General features: G+C 72.6%; 24 protein-coding genes. 12 read left to right on the forward strand and 12 right to left on the reverse strand.

Annotated elements, in window-relative coordinates; genetic code table 11:
- Positions 1 to 3: 3 nt before the first annotated feature.
- Complete coding sequence (locus AB0L74_RS22905; RefSeq protein ID WP_365655259.1) at positions 4 to 1,152, forward strand: diguanylate cyclase; 1,149 nt, start codon at positions 4 to 6, stop codon at positions 1,150 to 1,152.
- Positions 1,153 to 1,189: 37 nt separating this feature from the next.
- Here AB0L74_RS22905 and AB0L74_RS22910 read toward each other — a convergent pair whose 3' ends face one another.
- Entirely contained in the window at positions 1,190 to 1,516 is a 327-nt protein-coding gene (locus tag AB0L74_RS22910; protein WP_365655262.1) for a hypothetical protein, read from the reverse strand.
- Positions 1,517 to 1,625: 109 nt separating this feature from the next.
- Here AB0L74_RS22910 and AB0L74_RS22915 point away from each other — a divergent pair, with 109 nt between their 5' ends.
- From AB0L74_RS22915 to AB0L74_RS22925, 3 genes are all read left to right on the forward strand, one after another.
- On the forward strand, positions 1,626 to 2,006 hold the full coding sequence (locus AB0L74_RS22915) for a hypothetical protein (RefSeq protein WP_365655265.1): 381 nt from the start codon (positions 1,626 to 1,628) through the stop codon (positions 2,004 to 2,006).
- 221 nt (positions 2,007 to 2,227) lie between these two features.
- The gene (locus AB0L74_RS22920; protein ID WP_365655267.1) at positions 2,228 to 3,475 is read left to right on the forward strand and encodes an Ig-like domain-containing protein; all 1,248 of its coding nucleotides are present in this window, start codon (positions 2,228 to 2,230) and stop codon (positions 3,473 to 3,475) included.
- A gap of 324 nt (positions 3,476 to 3,799) precedes the next feature.
- Positions 3,800 to 7,105, forward strand: a complete 3,306-nt coding sequence (locus AB0L74_RS22925) for a S8 family serine peptidase (RefSeq protein ID WP_365655271.1) — start codon at positions 3,800 to 3,802, stop codon at positions 7,103 to 7,105.
- Between the two features lie 51 nt (positions 7,106 to 7,156).
- Here AB0L74_RS22925 and AB0L74_RS22930 read toward each other — a convergent pair whose 3' ends face one another.
- Positions 7,157 to 8,041 carry a helix-turn-helix transcriptional regulator gene (locus tag AB0L74_RS22930; RefSeq protein WP_365655274.1) on the reverse strand — a complete coding sequence of 295 codons (885 nt, stop codon included), beginning with the start codon at positions 8,039 to 8,041 and terminating at the stop codon, positions 7,157 to 7,159.
- A gap of 173 nt (positions 8,042 to 8,214) precedes the next feature.
- Here AB0L74_RS22930 and AB0L74_RS22935 point away from each other — a divergent pair, with 173 nt between their 5' ends.
- Together AB0L74_RS22935 and AB0L74_RS22940 are read left to right on the forward strand one after the other, a co-directional pair.
- Positions 8,215 to 9,258 (forward strand): NAD(P)-dependent alcohol dehydrogenase, encoded by a 1,044-nt coding sequence (locus AB0L74_RS22935; RefSeq protein ID WP_365655277.1) that lies wholly within the window; start codon positions 8,215 to 8,217, stop codon positions 9,256 to 9,258.
- Between the two features lie 226 nt (positions 9,259 to 9,484).
- Positions 9,485 to 9,868 (forward strand): VOC family protein, encoded by a 384-nt coding sequence (locus AB0L74_RS22940; RefSeq protein WP_365655280.1) that lies wholly within the window; start codon positions 9,485 to 9,487, stop codon positions 9,866 to 9,868.
- 61 nt (positions 9,869 to 9,929) lie between these two features.
- Here AB0L74_RS22940 and AB0L74_RS22945 read toward each other — a convergent pair whose 3' ends face one another.
- Positions 9,930 to 10,559 carry a flavin reductase family protein gene (locus tag AB0L74_RS22945; RefSeq protein WP_365655283.1) on the reverse strand — a complete coding sequence of 210 codons (630 nt, stop codon included), beginning with the start codon at positions 10,557 to 10,559 and terminating at the stop codon, positions 9,930 to 9,932.
- Between the two features lie 65 nt (positions 10,560 to 10,624).
- Here AB0L74_RS22945 and AB0L74_RS22950 point away from each other — a divergent pair, with 65 nt between their 5' ends.
- Positions 10,625 to 11,341 carry a winged helix-turn-helix domain-containing protein gene (locus AB0L74_RS22950; protein ID WP_365655286.1) on the forward strand — a complete coding sequence of 239 codons (717 nt, stop codon included), beginning with the start codon at positions 10,625 to 10,627 and terminating at the stop codon, positions 11,339 to 11,341.
- A 230-nt stretch (positions 11,342 to 11,571) separates the two neighbouring features.
- Here AB0L74_RS22950 and msrA read toward each other — a convergent pair whose 3' ends face one another.
- Together msrA and AB0L74_RS22960 are read right to left on the reverse strand one after the other, a co-directional pair.
- A complete protein-coding gene (gene msrA / locus AB0L74_RS22955; RefSeq protein ID WP_365655290.1) occupies positions 11,572 to 12,252 on the reverse strand; it encodes a peptide-methionine (S)-S-oxide reductase MsrA in 681 nt (226 codons plus the stop codon).
- A 104-nt stretch (positions 12,253 to 12,356) separates the two neighbouring features.
- On the reverse strand, positions 12,357 to 13,475 hold the full coding sequence (locus tag AB0L74_RS22960) for a hypothetical protein (protein ID WP_365655294.1): 1,119 nt from the start codon (positions 13,473 to 13,475) through the stop codon (positions 12,357 to 12,359).
- A gap of 96 nt (positions 13,476 to 13,571) precedes the next feature.
- On the opposite strand from AB0L74_RS22960, the gene AB0L74_RS22965 reads away from it, so the two are divergent.
- Positions 13,572 to 14,726 (forward strand): cystathionine gamma-synthase, encoded by a 1,155-nt coding sequence (locus AB0L74_RS22965; protein WP_365655297.1) that lies wholly within the window; start codon positions 13,572 to 13,574, stop codon positions 14,724 to 14,726.
- A 28-nt stretch (positions 14,727 to 14,754) separates the two neighbouring features.
- On the opposite strand, the gene AB0L74_RS22970 is transcribed toward AB0L74_RS22965, so the two are convergent.
- From AB0L74_RS22970 to AB0L74_RS22980, 3 genes are all read right to left on the reverse strand, one after another.
- The gene (locus AB0L74_RS22970) at positions 14,755 to 14,997 is read right to left on the reverse strand and encodes a hypothetical protein (RefSeq protein WP_365655481.1); all 243 of its coding nucleotides are present in this window, start codon (positions 14,995 to 14,997) and stop codon (positions 14,755 to 14,757) included.
- A 58-nt stretch (positions 14,998 to 15,055) separates the two neighbouring features.
- Positions 15,056 to 15,577, reverse strand: coding sequence for a sigma factor-like helix-turn-helix DNA-binding protein (locus AB0L74_RS22975; RefSeq protein ID WP_365655299.1), 522 nt, complete (start codon positions 15,575 to 15,577; stop codon positions 15,056 to 15,058).
- A gap of 212 nt (positions 15,578 to 15,789) precedes the next feature.
- A complete protein-coding gene (locus tag AB0L74_RS22980) occupies positions 15,790 to 16,311 on the reverse strand; it encodes a MarR family transcriptional regulator (protein WP_365655302.1) in 522 nt (173 codons plus the stop codon).
- 144 nt (positions 16,312 to 16,455) lie between these two features.
- Between AB0L74_RS22980 and ilvA the strand changes: the two genes are divergently transcribed.
- A complete protein-coding gene (ilvA, locus tag AB0L74_RS22985; RefSeq protein WP_365655305.1) occupies positions 16,456 to 17,685 on the forward strand; it encodes a threonine ammonia-lyase in 1,230 nt (409 codons plus the stop codon).
- Positions 17,686 to 17,946: 261 nt separating this feature from the next.
- Here the strand turns inward: ilvA and greA are convergent, their stop codons facing one another.
- Together greA and AB0L74_RS22995 are read right to left on the reverse strand one after the other, a co-directional pair.
- Complete coding sequence (gene greA / locus AB0L74_RS22990; protein WP_365655308.1) at positions 17,947 to 18,444, reverse strand: transcription elongation factor GreA; 498 nt, start codon at positions 18,442 to 18,444, stop codon at positions 17,947 to 17,949.
- A 168-nt stretch (positions 18,445 to 18,612) separates the two neighbouring features.
- Positions 18,613 to 19,011 (reverse strand): DUF4307 domain-containing protein, encoded by a 399-nt coding sequence (locus AB0L74_RS22995; RefSeq protein ID WP_365655311.1) that lies wholly within the window; start codon positions 19,009 to 19,011, stop codon positions 18,613 to 18,615.
- Positions 19,012 to 19,211: 200 nt separating this feature from the next.
- On the opposite strand from AB0L74_RS22995, the gene mca reads away from it, so the two are divergent.
- The 3 genes from mca to AB0L74_RS23010 all read left to right on the forward strand — a co-directional run bounded on the left by mca (position 19,212) and on the right by AB0L74_RS23010 (position 22,593).
- Positions 19,212 to 20,093 carry a mycothiol conjugate amidase Mca gene (gene mca, locus AB0L74_RS23000; protein ID WP_365655313.1) on the forward strand — a complete coding sequence of 294 codons (882 nt, stop codon included), beginning with the start codon at positions 19,212 to 19,214 and terminating at the stop codon, positions 20,091 to 20,093.
- Entirely contained in the window at positions 20,086 to 20,328 is a 243-nt protein-coding gene (locus AB0L74_RS23005) for a hypothetical protein (protein ID WP_365655316.1), read from the forward strand. Before mca ends, AB0L74_RS23005 begins: the two co-directional genes overlap by 8 nt.
- 234 nt (positions 20,329 to 20,562) lie before the next feature.
- On the forward strand, positions 20,563 to 22,593 hold the full coding sequence (locus tag AB0L74_RS23010) for a thioredoxin domain-containing protein (protein WP_365655319.1): 2,031 nt from the start codon (positions 20,563 to 20,565) through the stop codon (positions 22,591 to 22,593).
- Positions 22,594 to 22,615: 22 nt separating this feature from the next.
- On the opposite strand, the gene AB0L74_RS23015 is transcribed toward AB0L74_RS23010, so the two are convergent.
- Together AB0L74_RS23015 and AB0L74_RS23020 are read right to left on the reverse strand one after the other, a co-directional pair.
- Complete coding sequence (locus tag AB0L74_RS23015; RefSeq protein ID WP_365655321.1) at positions 22,616 to 22,936, reverse strand: hypothetical protein; 321 nt, start codon at positions 22,934 to 22,936, stop codon at positions 22,616 to 22,618.
- 49 nt (positions 22,937 to 22,985) lie between these two features.
- Positions 22,986 to 23,717, reverse strand: coding sequence for a Mut7-C RNAse domain-containing protein (locus AB0L74_RS23020; protein ID WP_365655325.1), 732 nt, complete (start codon positions 23,715 to 23,717; stop codon positions 22,986 to 22,988).
- Positions 23,718 to 23,738: the final 21 nt, after the last annotated feature.

Below are 23,738 nucleotides of genomic sequence, written 5' to 3' on the forward strand. Positions count from 1 at the left end.
GTGATGGGTGAGGACAGTCGGCTCGCGGCCGTGGTCGCACTGGCCCAGGGTATGGCGGCCGCGTGCAGCTCCCGTGAGACGTGGTGCGCGGCGGCCACCGGGGCGTGCCGGGCGCTGGGCGGGAGCTTCGCCGCGCTGTCGGTGTGGGAGCGGGAGCTGGGCCGGCTGCGCGTCCTGGTGAACGCCGGGGAGCGGGCGGAGGGCGAGGAGGAGTTCCCGGACGACGAGTCCTACCCGGTGCACCAGTTCGCGGAGATCACCGAGTTCCTGCACGAACGCTGGGCCGGGGGCGGCGAGCCCGGCGCCTGGGTGGAGACCGCCGAGGGCCCGGCGGCCGGGCGCCCCGGCTACGTCCACCAGCGGGTCGCCGCCCTGCGCCGCCGCGGGCGCGGCTGCTGTGTGGTCGCGCCGATCGTGCTGCACGGGCGGGCCTGGGGCGAGCTGTACGTCGCCCGCCCGGTCGGCGCCCCCGTCTTCGATCGGGCCGACGCCGACTTCGCCACCGTCCTGGCCTCCGTCGTCGCCGCCGGCCTCGCCCAGACCGAGCGGCTGGAGGAGGCCAAGCGGCTGGCGTACACCGACGCCCTCACCGGGCTCGCCAATCGCCGCGCCGTCGACGCCCGCCTGGACGAGGCGATCGAGCGGCACCGCCGGGACGGTGTCGCCGTCAGCCTCGTCGTCTGCGACCTCAACGGGCTCAAACGGGTCAACGACACCCACGGGCACGCGGTCGGCGACCGGCTGCTGGAGCGCTTCGGGACGGTGCTGTCGCTGTGCGGCGCCATGGTGCCGGGCGCGCTGGCGGCCCGCCTCGGCGGCGACGAGTTCTGCCTGCTCGCGGTCGGGCCGCCCGCCGACGCGGTGGTCGAGGCGGCCGGGGAACTGTGCCGCCGCGCCGCCGAGATGGAGATCGGCGACGGCGTGGCCTGCGGCGTCGCCTCCACCGAGGACCCCATCGGGCCCGTGCGCTCCGCGCGCCGGCTGTTCCGGCTCGCCGACGCGGCCCAGTACCGCGCCAAGGCCGAAGGGGCGGCCCGGCCCGTCGTCGCCGGGCGCGAGGGCCCGCGGGACCCGGTCGTGCGGCTGGCGGACGAGCCGCCCCGGGAGGAGGACGGGGAGCGCCGCCGGTTCCGGGGGCGGCACTCGCCCTGACACCCGCGCGGGCCGGGTCAAAAGTCCGTCAAGTCACTCACAGGCCAAGGCGTTCCCGGCGCACCGAGTAGACGACGAACCCGGCGCCGAGCGTCAGGAAGAGCGTGCCGCCGACGACGTACGGCGTGCTGTCGAAGCTGCCGGTGTCGGCCAGCCGGACCTGCTCCCCGGTGGTGCCCAGGTCCGTCGCCTCCGTGGCCGACTTCGCCCTCGCCTGCTCTGTGACCTGCGAAGACGGGCTCGCGGAGGAGGTCTGTGACGCCAAGGCGTCCGGTGTCGCGTTCGCGGACGGGACGAACCACAGGGCGCACAGCAGGCTGCCCGCGGCGGTGGCGGTCAGCAAGGAACGGCGAGCGGATGACACGGAATATCGATCCCCTTGTGGCGCTGGCGAATTGGCCGTGTGGGGCGATGTTAGTGAAAGGCGCGGGTCACCGGAAAGTCACGGGAGCCGGTCACCGTACGCTCCGCACATGAGCACTCCAGAGACATCACGTTTTGTGCGCCTTCGGGTGGAACTCGTCCTCGCGGTGGACGACGAGGAGGCGGTCACCGGGGCCGCGCTCCAGCGGATCGCGGACGACCCCGACATGCCGGGTGAGGAGCAGATGCATGCGCAGAACGCTGTGACAGAGGACACCGCGGAGGCGCTGGCCTATCTCGTCGACCCGTTCGACCTGGTCAGCGAGGTGCCCGGGGTCGAACTCCAGCAAGCCTCCTGGAGCAGTGAGCGGATCGACTACGACCCCGGCTCGCCCGAGTGGGACTTCGACGAGGATGATGGCGGGCAGGACGACGCGGAGGACGCGGCAGCCGCACGGGACGTGGACGGCGGCGGGCGGACGGCCGGCTGAGGCGACGGGAGGCACCCGGACCCCGGGCGGGCAACCGCCGTCCGGGGTCCGCTCGTCTCAGGGGACGTACGGACGGCATCCGCGGCCGCCCCCGCTGGGCGGACGTGGTGTGTCCCACACCCGCCAGGGACGTGGAACCGGGCGAACCGGTCGTAACGTTGAACGTTTGTGACGGGGAATCTCGGGGTTTTCGGGAATCGGCAACGATGGAGAAGCGTGTGATGACCAACAGTAGGCGGCGCAAGGGCCTGGCGGCCGCGTCCGCACTGCTCGGCGGTGTGCTGGTGCTCTCGGCCTGTTCCGGCGGTGACGACGCCTCCGGCGGCGGAGGCGACGGCGCCTCGCAGGCCACGGTCGACAAGGCGGCAGCCGAGAAGACGTCCGAGGCCCAGATCAAGATCACGCCCAAGGACGGCTCCAGCAACGCCTCCATCAACAACTCCGCCGCCGTCACCGTGAGCAAGGGCACGCTCACGGAGGTGAAGATGACCACGGCCGACGGCGCGGAGGTCGGCGGCCAGATATCCGCCGACAAGACGAGCTGGAAGCCCACCGGCCAGCTGGAGCGCGCCACCACCTACAAGGTGACCGCCACCGCGACGGACGCCGAGGGCCGCGCCGCGCACGAGAACGCGTCGTTCACCACGGTGTCCCCCGCCAACAGCTTCATCGGCACCTTCACGCCGGACGACGGCACCACCGTCGGCGTCGGCATGCCCGTGTCGATCAACTTCGACAAGGCGATCACCAACAAGGCCGCCGTCCAGAAGGGCATCACGGTCAGCACCACCAGCGGTCAGGAGGTCGCCTGCCACTGGTTCAACGCCAACCGCATGGACTGCCGCCCGGAGAACTACTGGCAGGAGGGCGCGACCGTCACCCTGAAGCTGGCGCTCGACGGAGTGGAGGGTGCCGAGGGCGTCTACGGCGTCCAGCAGAAGACGGTCACCTTCAAGATCGGCCGCAACCAGGTCTCCTACGTCGACGCGAAGACCAAGCAGATGAAGGTCACGCAGGACGGCAAGGTCGTGCGCACCATCCCGATCTCCGCCGGCTCGCCCGAGAACAAGACGTACGAGGGCCAGATGGTGATCTCCGAGAAGTTCAAGGAGACCCGGATGAACGGCGCGACGGTCGGCTTCACCGACGACGACGGCGAAGGCGAGTACGACATCAAGGACGTGCCGCACGCCATGCGCCTGAGCACCTCCGGCACCTTCATCCACGGCAACTACTGGGGTGCCAAGTCCATCTTCGGCAACGCCAACACCAGCCACGGCTGCGTGGGCCTGTCCGACACCAAGGGCGCCAACGACCCGAACACGCCGGGCGCCTGGTTCTACAACAACTCCCTCATCGGTGACGTGGTCGTCGTCCAGAACACCGGCGACAAGACCATCGCGCCGGACAACGGCCTCAACGGCTGGAACATGAACTGGGAGCAGTGGAAGGCGGGCTCGGCCGTCTGACGCCCCCTCCGCCCGGTTCCGCACGACGCCGCCCGCCCCCCACGGGGCGGGCGGCGTCGTCGTGTGTGCGGCCGGCTCCTCGGCCCGACCCCTCGGACGGGTAACAAATTTCGCGGTGAGGTAACGCCACCCGTCGATCGTGTAACAGTTGCCGGGCGATTGTCCGACCATGTGTCGAATCGGACTCTTTTCCCTTGAGTGGCTGATCACCTCTCGGCATACTGCCCCTTCCGGGGGGATGTACGTGTGTGCGAAACCACCCCCGGCCGGGTGAACGGGGATAGGCACCCGGTACTTCTGCAAGGGGGAAACTTGCGCAGACAAATGAAGAGAGCATGCGGGGCGACCGTCGCCACGGCGGTGGCCGTGGCCCTCGCGGCGGGCATGACCGGCCCGGCCGCGGCGGAGGGGGAGCAGACGGCCGGTGCCGCCGCCCGGGGCTCCGTCGCCGGGCAGCAGCGCGTCACGCTGATCACCGGCGACCGGGTCGTCCTCGACGCCAAGGGCCGGGTCACCGGCCTGGAGCGGGCCAAGGGCCGCGAGCACATACCCGTCCAGATCCGCAGGACCGGCGGGCACACGCTCGTCGTCCCGGCCGACGCCGCCCGCCTGCTCGCCACCGGCAAGCTGGACCAGCGCCTGTTCGACGTCACCGAACTCACCAGGTCCGCCAGCCGCAAGGCCCACAAGAACGGCCTGAAGGTCATCGTCGGCTACCGGGGCAGCGCCGCCGCCACCAAGGCCGACGTCCGCGAGGCGGGCACCCTCCGCCGCACCCTGAAGAGCCTCAACGCCGACGCCGTCCAGACCCCGCAGCAGGAGACGCCCGAGCTGTGGGACGCCGTCACCGACGGCGGGAAGACCGCCTCCGGCATCGCGCACATCTGGCTGGACGGCGTCCGCAAGGCCAGCCTCGACACCTCCGTCCCGCAGATCGGCGCCCCCAAGGCGTGGGCCGCCGGCTACGACGGCAAGGGCGTCAAGATCGCCGTCCTGGACACCGGCGTCGACACCACCCACGCCGACCTGAAGAACCAGGTCGTCGCCTCGAAGAACTTCTCCACCTCGCCCGACGCCACCGACAAGTTCGGCCACGGCACGCACGTCGCCTCCATCGCGGCCGGCGCCGGAAAGACGTACAAGGGCGTCGCGCCCGGCGCCCAACTGCTCAACGGCAAGGTACTCAGCGACGACGGCTACGGCGACGACTCCGGCATCCTCGCCGGCATGGAGTGGGCCGCCCAGCAGGGCGCCGACATCGTCAACCTCAGCCTCGGCGGTGGCGACACCCCGGAGATCGACCCGCTGGAAGCGCAGGTCAACAAGCTCTCCGCGGAGAAGGGCATCCTCTTCGCCATCGCCGCCGGCAACGAGGGCGACTTCGGCGACCAGACCGTCGGCTCGCCGGGCAGCGCCGCCGCGGCCCTCACCGTCGGCGCGGTCGACGGCAAGGACAAGCTGGCCTCCTTCTCCAGCCGGGGCCCCGGCCTGGACGGCGCCGTCAAGCCGGACGTGACCGCCCCCGGCGTCGCCATCACCGCCGCCTCCGCGCGCAACAGCGTCATCGCCAGGGAGGAGGGCGAGAAGCCGGCCGGCTACGTCACCATCTCCGGTACGTCGATGGCGACCCCGCACGTCGCGGGCGCGGCGGCCCTCCTCAAGCAGCAGCACCCCGACTGGACGTACGCCGAGCTGAAGGGCGCCCTCACCGGCTCCGCCAAGGGCGGCGCCTACACGCCGTTCCAGCAGGGCGCGGGCCGCATCCAGGCCGACAAGGCCATCCGGCAGACCGTCGTCGCCGAACCGGTGTCGCTGACCTTCGGCAAGCAGCAGTGGCCGCACACGGACGACAAGCCGGTCACCAAGAAGCTGACGTACCGCAACCTCGGCACGGCCGACGTCACCCTGAAACTGACCGCCACCGCCACCGGCCCCACGGGCAAGGCGGCCCCGGCCGGCTTCTTCACCCTCGGCACGGACACGGTCACCGTCCCCGCGGGCGGCACCGCCTCCGTCGACCTCACCGCCGACACCCGCCTCGGCGGCACCGCCGACGGCGCCTACTCGGCGTACGTGACGGCGACCGGCGGCGGGCAGAGCGTGCGCACCGCCGCGACCGTGGAGCGCGAGGTCGAGTCGTACGACGTCACGCTGAAGACCGTCGGCCGCGACGGCAAGCCCGCCGCCAACTACGACATCGACCTGACCGGCGTCTCCGGGCTCGGCAAGGACACCTGGTTCAATCCGTACGACGCCGACGGCACCGTCACCGCCCGCGTTCCCAAGGGTGGTTACATCCTCAACGCCTCCCTGTACGTCTCCGCCGACCCGGAGAAGTACAAGGGCGCCGACTGGCTCGCCCAGCCGAAGCTGAACGTCACCGGGAAGACCACGATCACCCTGGACGCGCGCACCGCGAAGCCGGTGTCCATCACCGTCCCGGACAAGGCCGCCAAGTCCGAGTTCGCCTCCCCCGACTTCACGGTCGAGACCGGCGACTCCATCTACGGCTTCGGCTGGTGGCTGGACTCCTACGACAACTTCCGCACCCGGCACCTCGGTCCGCAGATCACCGACGGCTCGCTGTACCAGCAGTGGGACGGCCACTGGAGCAAGGGCGCCAAGGAGCAGTACGACACCGTCGCGGGCGGCACCGTCAAGCAGCTCGCCACCGGTTACACCCGCCACTACAAGAAGGGCGACCTGGCCACGCTGAAGGCCGGCCTGGGCGTCTCCACGAGCGGCAAGAAGGGCGCCGTCTCCGCGATGGGCATGCTGCCCGACAGCATGGGCGGCTCCGCGATCGGCATCCCGCAGACCCTGCCCGGCACCCGCACCCTGCACCTGTCGACCGCCGGCGGCGTCCGCTGGGACATCGGCTTCGAGCAGCACGGCTCCCTCGACGAGGAGGGCTTCCCGACCATCGAGGCGGCCTACGTGCTCGACGCGCCGCAGGCCTACAAGGCGGGCAAGAGCTACGCGACGACGTTCAACACGGCCGTCTTCGCGCCCCGCGTGACCTCCGAGTTCGGCCTGTTCCGCGACGGCAACGCGATCAGCGGCGACCTCCCGCTGTTCGCGGACGGCAAGGGCCACGCGGGCTCCTCGCTGTTCACCGCCGTCACCACCACCCTGTACCGCGACGGCAAGAAGGTCGGCTCGCACAAGGACCCGCTGTTCGGCAACGAGGAGTTCACCGTCCCCGCCGGTGACGCGGCCTACCGGCTGACCACCTCGGTCAAGCGCAGCCCCAAGGTCGCCGCGGCGGCCAGCCGCATCGACGCGAGCTGGACCTTCCGCTCCAAGAAGACCGGCGACGAGACCAAGCTGCCCGCCTCCACGGCCCGCTTCGGCGCGGCCGTCGGCCTGGACAGCAAGGCCCCCGCCGGACGGAAGGTCACCGTCCCGGTCACCGTCGAGGGCTCCGCCGCGGGCGCGAACCTCAAGTCGCTCACGGTGTACGTGTCCTACGACTACGGCAAGACCTGGAAGAAGGCCACCGTCACCAAGGGCAAGATCTCGGTGCAGAACCCGGCGAAGGGGAAGGGCATCTCCTTCCGCGCCGTGATCACCGACAAGAAGGGCAACACGTCGACGATCTCGGTCTACGACGCCTACCACGGCAAGTAGGGCTCCGGATCACCACGGTCCCGGCGGCGGCCTTCCGACCCGCCGCCGGGATCAGCCCGTCCGTACGGCCGCCGCGTCCGACCCCCAGCTCGCCAGCAGCCGCAGCGCGTCCGCCGACGCGGAGCCCGGCTCGGCGTGATACGTGATCAGCGACTGCTCCCCGTCGTCGGCCGGGCGGAACGTCTCGAAGTACAGGGTCACCTCGCCGACCAGCGGATGCCGCAGCCGCTTCTCACCGTGCGTCTTCTCCTTCACGTCGTGCGCCGCCCACAGCCGCCGGAACTCCTCGCTCTTCACCGACAGCTCCCCGACCAGCGCGGACAGCTGCGGGTCGTCCGGGTGGCAGCCGGCGTCCATGCGCAGATAGCCGACCATGTCGGCCGCCTTGCCCTCCCAGTCCACGAACAGCTCCCGGTAGGCCGGGTCCAGGAACACCCGCCGCGCCCAGTTCCGCTCCGGCGCCGGCAGCCTGCCCCAGTCGCCGAAGAGGGCCGCCGCCATCCGGTTCCAGGCGAGGACGTCCGAACGCCGCCCCACCACGTACGCCGGCACGCCGTCGATCGACTCCAGCAGTTGCCGCAGCGCCACCCGGACCTGCTGGGTGCGCGCCACCGCCTTCCTCCGGTGCCGCTTCGGCTTCGCCAGGTGCACCAGATGCTGGTGCTCGGCGTCGCTCAGCCTGAGCGCCCGCGCGATCGAGTCCAGCACCTCCGCCGACACGTTCTGCCCGTTGCCCTGCTCCAGCCGCGTGTAGTACGCCACGGACACCCCGGCGAGCTGCGCCAGCTCCTCCCGGCGCAGCCCCGGCACCCGGCGGTACCGGCCGAGCTGCGGCAGACCGACGTCCTCCGGCTTCAGCCGGGCCCGCCGGGTGCGCAGAAACTCGCTCAGCTCGGCACGCCGGTCCAGGCCGCCGCCGGTCTCCTGTACGTCCATGCACTCCAGTATTGCTGGTCGTACGCATACGAGCCTGACCTCGCCAGTGGTAGGAACCGCAGACGTACGCAGAGCCGTGACCTGGGTGGATGTCCGCGCGTCCGGCAGGCTGGAGGCCATTGCCCGGCCGACAGGCAGCCGGGCGCGCACGACCCCGCTAGGAGACCCCCGGCATGACCACCTCTGTTGCCGCGTACGCCGCCCCCGCCGCCAAGGCTCCGCTGGAGCGCACCACCATCGAGCGGCGCGAGGTCGGTGCGCACGACGTCCTGATCGACATCAGGTTCGCCGGCATCTGCCACTCCGACATCCACCAGGTCCGCGAGGGCTGGGGCGAGGCGATCTTCCCGATGGTCCCCGGCCACGAGATCGCGGGCATCGTCACCGAGGTCGGCTCCGCCGTGACCAGGTTCAAGGTCGGCGATCGGGCCGGCGTCGGCTGCATGGTCGACTCCTGCCGCGCCTGCGAGAACTGCCAGGCGGGCCAGGAGCAGTACTGCGTCCAGGGCAACGTCCCGACGTACAACGGCATCGGCAGGGACGGCGAGCCGACCTACGGCGGCTACTCCCAGAAGATCGTCGTCGACGAGAACTACGTCGTCCGCATCCCCGAGGGCCTGCCCCTCGACGCCGCCGCGCCCCTGCTGTGCGCAGGCATAACCCTCTACTCCCCGCTCAAGCGCTTCGGCGCCGGCCCCGGAAGGAAGGTCGCGATCGTCGGCCTCGGCGGCCTCGGCCACATGGGCGTGAAGATCGCGCACGCGCTCGGCGCCGAGGTGACCGTGCTGTCGCAGTCGCTGCGCAAGAAGGACGACGGCCTGAAGCTGGGCGCCGACCACTACTACGCCACCAGCGACCCGAAGACCTTCGAGGAGCTGGCCGGCACCTTCGACCTGATCGTCTCCACCGTCTCCGCCCCGCTCGACTTCGGCGCGTACCTGTCGCTGCTGAAGACCCACGGCACCCTCGCCAACGTGGGCGCCCCCGAGGAGCCGGTCTCCCTGAACCTGTTCTCGGTCATCGGCGGCGGCAAGTCCCTCGCCGGGTCCATGATCGGCGGCATCGCCGAGACCCAGGAGATGCTGGACTTCTGCGCCGCACACGGCATCGGCGCGGAGATCGAGCTGATCGCCGCTTCGGAGATCAACGAGGCGTACGAGCGGGTGCTCGCCAGCGACGTCCGCTACCGGTTCGTGATCGACACGGCGACGATCTGAGCCGGGGCGCCGCCCGCCGGAAGGCCCTGGAATTCGCCCGCGCCGGGGCCTTCCGGCCGTCCGCCACCGGTACGGCGCCGGACCGAGGACGAAAGGCGGGGGGCGGTCACATCCACGGGCGGATGAGGCGGCCCGGGCGGACCGCATAGCGTGGTGAGAGCCGTACCAGCCAGGAGCCGATGGCGCGAGCCGAGGGCCGCGCTGCGGCAGCAGGGAGGCTCACACGATGACCGTCCAGCTGAACCACACCATCGTCGCCGCGCACGACAAGGAGGCATCGGCGCGGTTCCTCGCCGGACTCCTCGGACTGGAGGTCGGGCCGCCCTACGGCCCCTTCCTCCCGGTCGAGATCCCCAACGGCGTCACCCTCGACTTCCTCGACACCGACGGTGAGATCACGCCCCAGCACTACGCGTTCCTGGTCTCGGAGGACGACTTCGACGTGATCTTCGCCCGGGTCCGGGAGGCGGGGCTGACCTACTGGGCGGACCCCTACCGCCACCGGCCCGGCGAGATCAATCACAACGACGGCGGCCGGGGCCTGTACTTCGACGACCCCGACGGCCACCGCCTGGAGATCCTGACCAGGCCCTACGGCAGCGGCGGCTGACACTCCCGCCGATCCGCCCGGAGACGGGCGCCGCCCGCCGCCGTCCGACGCGGTGCGGCCGTCAGGCGGCGCCCGCCGCGACCCCCGCCGTCTCCGAGCGGAACCCGTGGCCCACCTCCGGGGCGAGGCCGTGGTAGTGACGGAAGTTGTAGATGAGCGGGCTCCAGACGGCCGGGTCGATGTGCTGGGTGCCCGGCACGACGATGCGCTCGTCGGCGTGCACCCGCAGCACCTCGCACTCGACGCTGAAGAACAGCCCCGCCCCGCCCGGTGTCAGCGCACGGGCCCGCGCCTCCAGTTGCAGGGCGCACTCGGCGACGCGCGGCGGTCTCACCAGGTCCGATCCGGCCGGGGTGAGCCCGGCCGCGCCGAACTTGTCCCGCTCGTACCGGTAGACCGCGCGCTTGCTCTCCGGCACGGGGTGGGCACCGGTGAGCGGCGCGAGGCGCTCCACCTTCTCCCACAGCTCCGGTGACGCCACGTTGATCACCAGATCGGGCCGGGCCGCGAGGTTGCGCGCGGTCTGGCTCTCCGCGCCCAGGCCCAGGACGACATGCCGTCCCAGCGCCCAGGCGGAGGAGATCGGGGCCAGGTTGACGCTGCCGTCGTCGTTCTCCGTGGTCAGCAGGACCACGGGCGTGCCGAAGTAGAGGATGCTCGGCCGGATCACTCGATGGGTTTCGATCGCCATGCCCACGACGCTAGGGGCGTGACGTTTCGGCGGACGCCGAAGCGACGGTCGCCGACAATGGCGGGGTGACCAGCCCCGACAGCCCCGGCGTCCATGCCGAGGAACCCGACATCGCCTTCCTGGCGGCGCTGCTGGCCGATCGCACGCGTGCCGCCTTCTGCCTGGCGCTGCTCGACGGCCGCGCCTGGACGGCGACGCAGCTCGCGCGCCTGGCCGGTGTCGCGCCCTCGACGGCGACCGGTCACCTCAACCGCCTGGTGGCCGGGGGGCTGCTGACCGAGGAGCGCGCGGGGCGGCACCGCCATGTGCGCCTCGCGGACTCCGGTGCCGCCGAGATGATCGAGGCCCTGGCGGCGCGGGCACCCAAACGACTCGTCCCGGTCCGTTCGCTCACCGCCGCCCGCCAGTACCGCGCCCTGGGCTTCGCCCGCGTCTGCTACGACCACCTGGGGGGCTCCCTGGCCGTGGCGATCACCGACGCGATGACCGAGCGGGCGCTGCTGAGCTGGGAGTCCGGCCCGGCCCTCACCCCGGCCGGCGCCGCCTGGCTACGGGACCTGGGCATCGCCCAGGACCCGACACCGCATGTGCGCACCTGCCTCGACTGGACCGAGGGCCGCTCCCACCTGGCGGGTGCGGTGGCGGCCGCCGTCTTCCACCACGCGCTGCGCGAGTCCTGGCTCGTACCCGCCGAGGGCTCCCGCGTCGTACGGCTGACGCCCACGGGCCGCGCCGCCTTCCACCACCACTTGGACGTGACCACCGGGGTCCCGCCGACGTGACGGCCGGACCGTCCGCCCCGGCGGCCTACGTCAGACGGCCGAGCCCGCCCGGCGGCCGTCGACGTCAGCGCAGCACCCGCTGTCTGGACGACCAGGAGCGACACCCGGGATATCCGAAAACGATCTCCGTACGGCTGGTGCCGGACGCGAACGTGTGTGGTCCCTGGGCGAACGGATGATGACCGGGGACCACGGAGAGGCGGCTCAGGCCAGGCGAGCGCGACTTGCGCCTACTCGTTCGCTGCTTCCGGTGCCGGGGCGACGCCGACCGGGCAGGACACGCCCGTCCCGCCGATGCCGCAGTACCCCGCCGGGTTCTTGTCGAGGTACTGCTGGTGGTATGCCTCGGCCGGGTAGAACGGGCGGCCCTCGGCCGGGAGGATCTCCGTGGTGATCGGGCCGTGGCCCGAGGCGGTCAGGACCCGCTGGTAGGCGGTGCGGGAGGCTTCGGCCGCCGCGGCCTGGGCGGGGGTGTGGGTGTAGATCGCCGAGCGGTACTGGGTGCCGACGTCGTTGCCCTGGCGGAAGCCCTGCGTGGGGTCGTGGGACTCCCAGAAGGTCTTCAGGAGCCGCTCGTAGGAGATCACCTTCGGGTCGTAGACGACGCGGACGGCCTCCGTGTGGCCGGTCAGGCCCGAGCAGACCTCCTCGTAGGTGGGGTTCTCCGTGTAGCCGCCCTGGTAGCCGACCAGGGTGGTCCAGACTCCCGCCGGGAGCTGCCAGAACGTGCGCTCGGCACCCCAGAAGCAGCCCAGGCCGAAGTCGGCGGTCTCCAGACCCTCGGGGTAGGGGCCGAGGAGCGGGGTGCCGAGGACGGTGTGGCGGTCGGGGACCGTGAACGCCGGCTCCGGGCGGCCGGGCAGCGCCTGCTCGGGGGTCGGGAGCTGGGGCGTACGGCGGGACAGGAACATGCGGTCTCCAATCGGGGCGACGCACGGAACAACGTGCGGGGAGCGGGCGGAATTCCGGCCGCCGCCCCGGCCGGGCGGGACCCGCGGCGGGGCCCGCCCGGGGCTCAGTGGGGCAGGCTCGCCGGGCTGCCGCCGTTGGCCTCGAAGCCCGCCACCGCCATCGCCCGGTACACGGCGAACTCGGCCGCCGGGTCAGGGGACAGCGTCCAGGGCAGGGCGCCCACGTGGCCGTCGATGTGTATGAGCTGGTTCATGGCCTCCGCCCAGCGCTCACCGCGGACCAGGAAGAAGACCAGCAGGTGGCGGACGTGCGGGAGCATCGGATCGTCGGCGCGGGCCGAGTGGACCGCGTGCAGCGCGCCGTGCACCGCCTTCCGCACGACCTCGCTCTGGTAGAAGCCGCTGACCAGATTGACCTCGGGGAGGTGCTCGAAGACCGCGAACAGCGGCATCGCGGCCAGCAGCGAGCCCCGGGGCGCACGGGCCGCGGCGGCCTCCGCGAAGGAGTACGCCAGCTCGCGGGAGCCGTGCCACTTCTCGCACCAGTAGTGCAGCGCGGCCAGATGCGCGCCCATGTGCGCCGGGGCGCGGTCGAGGATCTTCAGCCAGAGCTGCTCGAACTCCTCGCGCGAGTAGCCCAGGCCACGGGCCACCGACAGCTCGATGACGTACGGGACCGGGTCGCCGGGCGCCAGCAGCGCCGCGTCGCCGCACGCCGCCCTCGCCTCCTCCATGATGATCCGGAACTCGTCCGTGCCGGGCGTCGACGTGCGCCACGCCTGCTGCACCAGGAACTCGGCGTGCACCGCCGCGCCCCCGGGGTCCTTGGGCGCCTCGGTCCGCCACACCCGCAGCCACTGCCCGCCCGGGGCCTCGCTCACCCCGCCGGGCCGCTGCCGCAGCTCCAGCGACGCGGCGCCCGCGAACGCCTGCACGCGCTGCCAGCGCAGCTCGCCCTCCGCCTCCGTACCGGCCAGGAGCTGCCGCGCCGCCCGGTAGTCCTGGGTCCGCTGGACGACGTCCAGGACGTCCAGCAGGTCCTCGTCGGGGCCGGGCAGGCGGACGTCGAGCTCCTCCTCGCGCACGAATCCGTAGTGCGCGGGGTCGGCGGCGTCCGGATGGCCGGGCGGCACCTGCTCGAGCAGGCCGCGCCGACGCCGCAGGACGGGCAGCAGCACGAAGCCGAGCATGACCAGTGCCATCAGGACCCAGAGAATCTCCATGTCTCCAGCGAACCAGACCGCGCCGACAATTGGCCAACCCGTGCGGCGGCCTTGTGGAAAACCCGCCGGGGCCGCTCGCCCACTACGCTCGGGCCCATGAGCGACAGGCACATCAGTCAGCACTTCGAGACGCTCGCGATCCACGCGGGCAACACCGCCGATCCCCTGACGGGCGCGGTCGTCCCGCCGATCTACCAGGTGTCGACGTACAAGCAGGACGGCGTCGGCGGTCTGCGCGGCGGCTACGAGTACAGCCGCAGCGCCAACCCGACCCGCACCGCGCTGGAGGAGAACCTGGCCGCTCTGGAGGGCGGCCGCCGGGGTCTCGCGTTCGCGTCCGGACTGGCGGCCGAGGACTGCCTGTTGCGCACGCTGCTGCGCCCCGGCGACCACGTGGTGATCCCCAACGACGCCTACGGCGGCACCTTCCGCCTCTTCGCCAAGGTCGCCTCCCGCTGGGGCGTGGAGTGGTCGGTGGCCGACAGCGGCGACCCCGCCGCCGTGCGGGCGGCCCTCACCCCGAAGACCAAGGCCGTGTGGGTGGAGACGCCCTCCAACCCGCTGCTCGGCATCACCGACATCGCCGCCGTCGCCCAGGTCACCCGGGACGCGGGCGCCAGGCTGGTCGTCGACAACACCTTCGCCACGCCGTACCTCCAGCAGCCGCTCTCGCTCGGCGCGGACGTCGTCGTGCACTCGCTGACCAAGTACATGGGCGGCCACTCCGACGTCGTCGGCGGCGCGCTGGTCGTCTCCGACCCGGAGCTCGGCGAGGAGCTGGCGTTCCACCAGAACGCGATGGGCGCGGTCGCCGGGCCCTTCGACTCCTGGCTGGTGCTGCGCGGCACCAAGACGCTCGCCGTGCGCATGGACCGGCACAGCGAGAACGCCGCCAAGGTCGCCGAGATGCTGACCCGGCACGCGCGCGTGACGAGCGTCCTGTACCCGGGACTGCCGGAGCACCCCGGGCACGAGATCGCCGCCAAGCAGATGAGGGCGTTCGGCGGCATGGTGTCGTTCCGCGTCGAGGGCGGCGAGGAGGCGGCCGTCGAGGTCTGCGACCGCGCGAAGGTGTTCACGCTCGGCGAGTCCCTGGGCGGCGTGGAGTCGCTCATCGAGCACCCGGGCCGGATGACCCACGCCTCGGCGGCGGGTTCCGCCCTGGAGGTGCCCGCCGATCTGGTGCGTCTGTCCGTCGGCATCGAGAACGCCGACGACCTGCTGGAGGATCTCCAGCAGGCGCTCGGCTAGCTGTTCCGGGAGCGGGCCGACGGCCCGGTCACCAGCCCGGCAGGGGCGGGGTCGTCTCCGACGGCGGCCGCTCCCAGGCGGTCACCGCCCACACGGTGAACGCCAGCGCCGCCGCGCACAGCAGCAGCCACATCAGGCGCCGGGCCGCCACCCGGCGCCTCAGCATCCGCCGGCCGAGGCGCAGCGCGTCCGCGTACAGCTCCGGCGGCACCCGTGGCGGGGACTCCCGCATGATCCGCCGGACGGCCGCCTCCCGCTCCGCCCGGTTCACGGGCACCGCCGCCCGGTGCCGGGCCGCCGCGGGGCGCCGGCGCACGCGCGCGGGGGCCTCATGACGCCGCCGCCCCGGCCGCCGTCTCCCGCTGTGCCGCCGGCGCGGGTTCCCGGGGCGGGTGGAGCACCGTGGCCGCCGCCCGGTCGCACACCGTGCGGACGTGTTCCCCGGTCAGGCCCAGCAGGGCCGCCGTCTGCTCCTCGGCGACGCCCTCGTACAGCCTGAGGACGAGGATCAGCCGTTCCCGCGCGGTCAGCCGGGCCAGCGGGCCGCGGGGGCGGGGCCGGGCGCGGCCGAAGACGCCGTGGCGGCGCTGGACCCCGTGGGCGAAGCGGGTCGCCAGATACCGGCGGGCCCGGTCGTAGGGGTCCTCGCCGTCCTCACCGCGCAGGCCGTCCCAGCGGGCGTAGGTGTGCGCCAGGGCGAGGGTCAGCAGGCGCCGCGCGCGCGGGTTGTCGCCGGGCGCCTCCGCGGTCAGCAGGGTGGCGGTGTGCAGCAGCCGCCCCGCCGCGCCCGCGACGAAGGTCCGGAACTCCGCCGCCCGGCGGGCGTCCCGGGCCGCATGCCGTTCTCGCACCGCGCCTCCCGCCTGAGGGCGTCCCTGGGGGAACCCGAGGGAAACCTGAGGGAACTGAGCGAACCTGGGGAAGACGGACCCCGGCCGGGTGCGGGACGTGCCCGCCCGCGACGCGGGACCCGGTCTCATGGGAGGCCCTGGGCGGGCCGCAGGTCAAGAGCCGGGCGGCAAGCGGAACCCGGGGCTCGGGGAGCCCGGGGGACCGGTGGCGTCTAGGAGGCCGGGGCCGCCTCGGAACCCGGTACGCCCTGGAGCGCCATCCGCGCGGACAGCGCGCCGTTGAAGCGCGTGAGGAGCGCGCAGAACGCCTCGCGCTCCTCCGGCGCCCAGTCCCGGGTCAGCTCCGCCATCAGCTGCCGCCTGGAGGAGCGCACCTCCTCCAGGCGCGCGGCCCCGCGCGGGGAGAGCTGGAGCACCACCGCGCGCCCGTCCTCGGGGTGCGAGGTGCGTTTGACGAGTCCGGTGTCGACGAGCGGCGCCACCTGCCGCGTGACGGTCGAGGAGTCGATCCCCATGCTCGCGGCGAGCGCCTTGACGCCCATCGGCCCCTCCTTGTCGAGCCGGTTGAGCAGCAGGTACGCGGCGCGGTCCATCGAGTTGCGCACCTGCCCGACTCCGCCGAGGCGGGTCTGTTCGGCTCGGCGGGCGAACACCGCCACCTCGTGTTGCAGCGTGTCGAGGAGACCGCTGTCACCGACGGTCGTCAGGTCCGTCATGTCAGGTGTTGTGGGCATGGCCGGAGGCTCACTTCGTGGAGGGCTGCTGGTTGGGGGACAGGGTACGCGGCCGGGAGGCGGGGCGTACCGGCGCTGCGCGATGCGGATCCCGCGGTTTGGTCACTCCCCGCTTCCGCGACGGTGAACTGCGATGCTGGAGCCATGAGCTACAGCACGGCCTCCACCCCGCGTCCCGTCACCCTCGACGACGTGCGCGGCGCCCGGAAGATCCTGTCGGGCGTGGCGCGGGTGACGGCGATGGAGGGCAGCAGGCATCTGTCCCAGCTGATCGGCGCGCCGGTGCATCTCAAGTGCGAGAACCTCCAGCGGACGGGATCGTTCAAGCTGCGCGGCGCGTACGTCCGGATCGCGGGGCTGCTGCCGGAGGAGCAGGCCGCCGGGGTGGTCGCCGCGAGCGCCGGGAACCACGCGCAGGGAGTAGCCCTGGCGTCGTCGCTGCTCGGCGTGCGGTCGACGGTGTTCATGCCGAAGGGCGCCCCGCTGCCGAAGATCAGCGCGACGCGCGAGTACGGCGCGGAGGTGCGCCTGCACGGCCAGGTCGTCGACGAGACGCTGGCCGCCGCGCAGGAGTACGCGGCCGGGACCGGCGCGGTCTTCATCCACCCCTTCGACCACCCCGACGTCATCGCCGGCCAGGGCACGGTCGGCCTGGAGATCCTGGAGCAGTGCCCCCAGGTGCGCACGATCGTCGTCGGCATCGGCGGCGGCGGGCTGGCGGCCGGGATCGCGGTGGCGGTGAAGGAGATCCGGCCGGATGTGCGGATCGTCGGCGTCCAGGCGGAGGGCGCGGCGGCGTACCCGCCGTCGCTGGCCGCCGGGCGCCCGGTGCCGGTGCGCAACCCGGCGACGATGGCCGACGGCATCAAGGTCGGGCGGCCCGGCGACGTGCCGTTCGGCATCGTCGGCGATCTGGTGGACGAGGTCCGCACGGTCACCGAGGACGAGCTGTCGGCCGCGCTGCTGCTGTGCCTGGAGCGGGCGAAGCTGGTCGTCGAGCCGGCCGGGGCGAGCCCGGTCGCGGCCCTGCTGAGCGCGTCGGGCGCCTTCGAGGGGCCGGTCGTCGCGGTGCTGTCCGGCGGCAACGTCGATCCGGTCCTGATGCAGCGGGTGCTGCGCCACGGCATGGCCGCGCAGGGCCGCTATCTGGCCGTCCGCCTGCGCCTGACGGACCGGCCGGGCGCCCTGGCCACACTGCTGGGCGTGCTGTCGGCGGCGGACGCCAACGTCCTGGACGTCAGCCACGTACGGACCGATCCGCGGCTCGGGTTCACGGAGGCGGAGGTGGAGCTGCACCTGGAGACCAAGGGTCCGGTGCACTGCGCCGAGGTCGGCCGCGCGCTGCGGGACGCGGGCTACACGGTCATGGCCTGAGCGGGCCGGTCGGCGGCGCGGGGCGGCGGTTCGGGACACGCGGAGCGGCGGTTCGGGACACGCGGGGCGGCGGTCCGGGAAACGCGGGGCGGCGGTCTCGGGCACGCGGGACGGCGGTCCGGGACACGGGCCGCGCGGCGGGCTCGCCGGCCCGTACCGGGCGGCCCCGCGCCGCTGACCGCGTTGACCGCGCTGACGGCGTGAAGCGACCCCCGGCGTCACCCGGGGACACCGGGGACGCCAGGGGCCGTCGTAGGTCCGTCAGCCGTTGTACGGCTCGGCCTTGAGGATCTTCACCGAGGCCGTCTTGCCGTTCGGCAGCTCGTACTCCGCGTTCTCGCCGACCTTGTGGCCGATGACGCCACCGCCCAGCGGGGACTGCGGCGAGTACGTCTCGATCTCGGAGCTCGCGTACTCGCGGGAGGCGAGCAGGAAGGTCAGCGTGTCGTCCTCGTCACCGTCGAAGGCGATCGTGACCACCATGCCGGGCGCCACCGCGCCGTTGGACGCCGGCGGCTCGCCGACCTTGGCGTTCTCGAGGAGCTGGGTCAGCTGGCGCACACGGAGCTCCTGCTTGCCCTGCTCCTCCTTGGCCGCGTGGTACCCGCCGTTCTCACGCAGGTCGCCCTCCTCGCGCGCGGCGGCGATCTTCGCGGCGATCTCCGTGCGCGCGGGACCAGTAAGGTACTCAAGCTCGTCCTTGAGCTTGTTGTACGCCTCCTGGGTCAGCCAGGTGACGTTCTCGCTGGTCTGGGTCACAGGTGCTCCTCGTAGGTACTGGGAATACAAAGCATCGCCCTACCCAGAAGAATGTTCCTCCACGGATGGGCGAAACCACGAGCCTAACAATTCAGGGGCCAAAGGGGGAGGACATAAGCCCCCAGATGTGCGTCAACGCAGGTCAGGGCGTACGTATTCCGGGCAACGTCAGTCGGCGTGGCAGCCGAGGAGCTCGGCCGTGGTGCCCTGGGCCTTGGTACGGAGCGTGACGACCCGGTCGAGGCGGGTGGCTTCCCCGCCGAAGCGGAAGTCGGCCCGGCCGACCTCCTCGCCGCTCTCCGCCTGGGAGCGCAGGGTGCAGTAGCCGTCGGCGCCGGCGTCCTTGCGGACCTCCAGACGCACCTTGACCGCGTCCTCGGAGATGTCGAAGCCGATCACTTCGGCACTGATCTCGTTCTTGCCGACGTAGTGGTAGCCGAAGTAGCCGACCAGTGCCAGCAGCAGCACCGCCAGGACGGCGCCGACGGTCTTGAGCGTGCGGTCGGCCCGTTCGTCCGAGGAGCGGCCGTAGCGGCCCTCGGGAAGTCGCGTGCTCGCCGTGCTCATGATCGTCCTCTCGGCAGGAGCGGGACGGGATGTCCCGAAAGAGGCCCCGGAGCCCCGCTCCGGAATTATTCGTCCTCCGATTCGGTCACTATAGAAGCCCCCGACTGCCACCCGACCGCCGCCCCTCGCGGACGCCCCTCGGGGCGGCACCTATTGGACTGCGCCGACACACAGGGCGCCGACTGACCGAGGATTGAGTCTTGACTGACCAGCTGCGACTGATGGCCGTCCACGCCCACCCCGACGACGAGTCGAGCAAGGGCGCGGCCACCATGGCGAAGTACGTGTCCGAGGGGGTGGACGTGCTGGTGGTGACCTGCACGGGCGGAGAACGCGGCTCCATCCTCAACCCCAAGCTCCAGGGCGACGCCTACATCGAGGAACACATCCACGAGGTGCGCAAGAAGGAGATGGACGAGGCCCGGGAGATCCTCGGCGTCAAGCAGGAGTGGCTCGGCTTCGTCGACTCCGGCCTGCCCGAGGGCGACCCGCTGCCGCCGCTGCCGGAGGGCTGCTTCGCCCTGGAGGACGTCGACAAGGCGGCCGGCGAGCTGGTGCGGAAGATCCGCTCCTTCCGTCCCCAGGTGATCACCACCTACGACGAGAACGGCGGCTACCCGCACCCGGACCACATCATGACCCACAAGATCACGATGGTGGCGTTCGAGGGCGCGACGGACACGGAGAAGTACCCCGAGGGCGAGTACGGCCCGGCCTGGCAGCCGCTGAAGCTGTACTACAACCAGGGCTTCAACCGGCCCCGCACCGAGGCGCTGCACCAGGCGATGATCGAGCGCGGCCTGGAGTCGCCCTACGGCGAGTGGCTCAAGCGGTGGGACGAGTCCGACCGTCCCGAGCGCACGCTGACCACGCACGTGCCCTGCGCCGACTTCTACGAGATCCGCGACAAGGCGCTGATCGCGCACGCCACGCAGATCGACCCCGACGGCGGCTGGTTCCGGGTGCCGATGGAGATCCAGAAGGAGGTCTGGCCCACGGAGGAGTACGAGCTCGCGAAGTCCCTCGTGGACACCTCCCTCCCCGAGGACGACCTCTTCGCGGGCATCCGGGACAATGCCTGACATGAGCGCAAGCGCAAGCCTGGCAATGACGCACCTCGTCACCCTCGCCGAGGTCGACAAGGACAAGGTCACCCCCGGTGTCCTCGGCTTCATCGTCTTCGCGGTGATGGCCCTGGCGGTGTGGGGTCTGATGAAGTCGATGAACAGGCACATGGGCAAGGTCGACTTCAAGGAGGCCGCGGCCCCGGACACGGAGCCGGGCACGGACGCCGGGAGCGCCCCCGCCAAGGGCTGATCCGGTCCGGACCCGGCACCCCGTGCCGGGCCGTCCGCCGCGGCCCGGCTCCGTGCCGCGGCGACCTTCACCCCTCGCCTTCCGGGCTTCCCCCTCACCCGACCGGGGAGGCGGCCGGGCACCATGCCGATGCGCCGCGCCCGCCGGCCGCGTCCCCCCGCGGGGAGGGGACGGACGGCGGGTGCGGCGGTGTGCCGTCGGGCGGGAGGCGGGTACTGGGGCAGGATGGACACCATGCCGAACCGACTGGCGCACGAGACGTCCCCGTACCTGCTTCAGCACGCCGACAATCCCGTCGACTGGTGGCCCTGGTCGCGGGAGGCGTTCGAGGAGGCGCGCAGGCGGGACCTGCCCGTGCTGCTGAGCGTCGGGTACTCCAGCTGCCACTGGTGCCATGTGATGGCGCACGAGTCGTTCGAGGACCGGGCCACGGCCGACTACCTCAACGCGCACTTCGTCAGCGTCAAGGTCGACCGTGAGGAACGCCCCGACGTCGACGCCGTCTACATGGAGGCCGTGCAGGCGGCGACCGGGCACGGGGGCTGGCCCATGACGGTCTTCCTCACGCCGGACGCCGAGCCGTTCTACTTCGGTACCTACTTCCCGCCCGCGCCCCGGCACGGCATGCCGTCCTTCCGCCAGGTGCTCCAGGGCGTCCACCAGGCGTGGACCGAGCGGCGGGAGGAGGTCACCGGTGTGGCGGGCAACATCGTCCGCGAGCTCGCCGGACGGGAGATCTCCTACGGCGACGCCCAGGCGCCGGGCGAGGCGGAGCTCGCGCAGGCGCTGCTCGGGCTGACCCGGGAGTACGACCCGCAGCGCGGCGGGTTCGGCGGGGCGCCGAAGTTCCCGCCGTCCATGGTGATCGAGTTCCTGCTGCGGCACCACGCCCGCACCGGCGCCGAGGGCGCCCTCCAGATGGCGCGGGACACCTGCGAGCGGATGGCCCGCGGCGGCATCTACGACCAGCTCGGCGGCGGCTTCGCCCGGTACTCCGTCGACCGTGACTGGGTCGTGCCCCATTTTGAGAAGATGCTGTACGATAATGCGCTTTTGTGTCGGGTGTATACCCACCTCTGGCGCTCCACCGGTTCCGAGCTCGCCCGCCGGGTGGCCCTGGAGACCGCCGACTTCATGGTGCGCGAACTGCGCACCGACCAGGGCGGGTTCGCCTCCGCGCTCGACGCCGACAGCGACGACGGCACCGGGAAGCACGTCGAGGGCGCCTACTACGTGTGGACGCCCGCGCAGCTGCGGGAGGTGCTCGGCGAGGCGGACGCCGACCTCGCCGCCCCGTACTTCGGCGTGACCGAGGAGGGCACCTTCGAGCACGGCGCGTCCGTGCTCCAGCTCCCGCAGCACGAGGGGGTCTTCGACGCCGGGCGGATCGCCTCCGTCCGGGAGCGGCTGCTCGCCGCCCGCTCGCGGCGGCCCGCTCCCGGCCGTGACGACAAGGTGGTCGCCGCCTGGAACGGCCTGGCGATCGCCGCGCTCGCCGAGACCGGCGCCTGCTTCGACCGCCCCGACCTGGTCGACGCCGCCGTCGCCGCCGCCGACCTCCTGGTCCGGCTGCACCTCGACGACCACGCCCGCCTCACCCGCACCAGCAAGGACGGGCAGGCGGGCGCCCACGCCGGGGTGCTGGAGGACTACGCCGACGTCGCCGAGGGCTTCCTGGCGCTCGCCTCCGTCACCGGCGAGGGCGTCTGGCTGGACTTCGCCGGGCTGCTCCTCGACCACGTCCTGACCCGGTTCACCGACGAGGCGGGCTCGCTGTACGACACCGCGGCCGACGCCGAGCGGCTGATCCGCCGCCCCCAGGACCCCACCGACAACGCCACCCCGTCGGGCTGGACCGCCGCCGCGGGCGCCCTGCTGTCCTACGCCGCCCACACCGGCTCCGAGCCGCATCGCACCGCCGCCGAGCGCGCCCTCGGCGTGGTGAAGGCGCTCGGCCCGCGCGTGCCCCGCTTCGTCGGCTGGGGGCTCGCCGTCGCCGAGGCGCTGCTCGACGGGCCGCGCGAGGTCGCCGTGGTGGGCCCCGCCCTCGACGACGAGGCGACCCGGACCCTGCACCGCACGGCCCTGCTGGGCACCGCGCCGGGCGCGGTCGTCGCCGTCGGCACCGAGGGCAGTGATGAGTTCCCGCTGCTGGCCGGGCGGCCCCTGGTGGGCGGCGCGCCCGCCGCCTACGTCTGCCGCAACTTCACCTGCGACGCGCCAGCCACCGACGCCGAGCGGCTGCGCGCCTCGCTGGGCGGCTGAACCGGCCGGCGGACCCGCCGGGTCAGGCGTCGCCGAGGACGAGCGCGCCGAGCGTGAGCTGGGCGCACCACTGGAGCACCACGGTGGCGGCCCGGGCGGCCCGCCACCGGGTACGCGGCCAGGCCAGGGCAGCCGCGCCGAGCGCGAACGCCGCCCAGAAGCAGCCGTACAGCGCCCCGCCCGGCACGCCGGAGCAGCCCTCGCCGTACATCAGGCAGCGGCTGCCGCGCTCGGAGGCGAGCACCAGGAGCCAGGCGGCGGCGACGGTCGGCAGGAGCAGGAGGAGTCCGGCCGCGGACCATCCGGTCAGATGGCGGGCGGCCGGGCGCCGGGCGGTGTTCATGCCCTCCATCCCACCGCCCCGGCCGGACGGCGGTGATCGTCCGGCGTACTCAGTCGCGCTGAGTGTCCCGGCTCAGCGCCCGCTCCACGATCGCCTCCAGCTGGTCGTGGTGGGCGCCCTTCCAGTACGCGCGCCCGCACGCGCGGCACTGCGCGAACACGTCGTACGTCCGCCGCGTGCCGCCCTCGAGCTGGTCGGCGACCTCCTCCTTGGTGGCCTGTCTCAGCAGGCCGTTGCAGGCGGTGCAGCGCGTCCACGGGCGCAGTTCGGGCCGGAACCGGTCCAGGACGTCGTGGAGCTGGTCGTCGGGGCGGGTGCTGTAGACGAAGGCGCCCGCCCACAGCTCGCGGCGGCGCAGCAGGCCCCGGTCGCGGCTGAGCATCACCCGCTTCTCGGCGGCGGACCGGGCGGCGAGCGCGGGGTCGCCGATGTCCGTGGACTCGTACGCGGTGTCCACGCCGAGCAGCCGCAGGCGGCGGGCGAGGGTGCCGAGGTGCACGTCGAGGAGGAAACGCAGGGGAGCGCCCGGCACCCGCTGCGGACGCTCGACGCTGTGGACGGTGACCGACTCGCCGGCCGCGGGCACGTGCGCGGGCGGCACCTCGCGGCCGTCCACGACGAGCGCCCCGACCTCGGTCAGCGGCACCCCGAGGGACTCCACGACATGGCCGAGGGTGGAGACGCCGTCGGTGGCGACCCGGCTGGTGCCGCCGCGGCGGGCTTGCGGGACGAACACGTGCAGCGCGGGGGCGAACTCGACATGGATCTCCGGACCGTTCACCCGGCCAGGATGACATGCGGG

The organism is Streptomyces sp. NPDC052020, assembly GCF_040680575.1.
GTDB lineage: Bacteria > Actinomycetota > Actinomycetes > Streptomycetales > Streptomycetaceae > Streptomyces.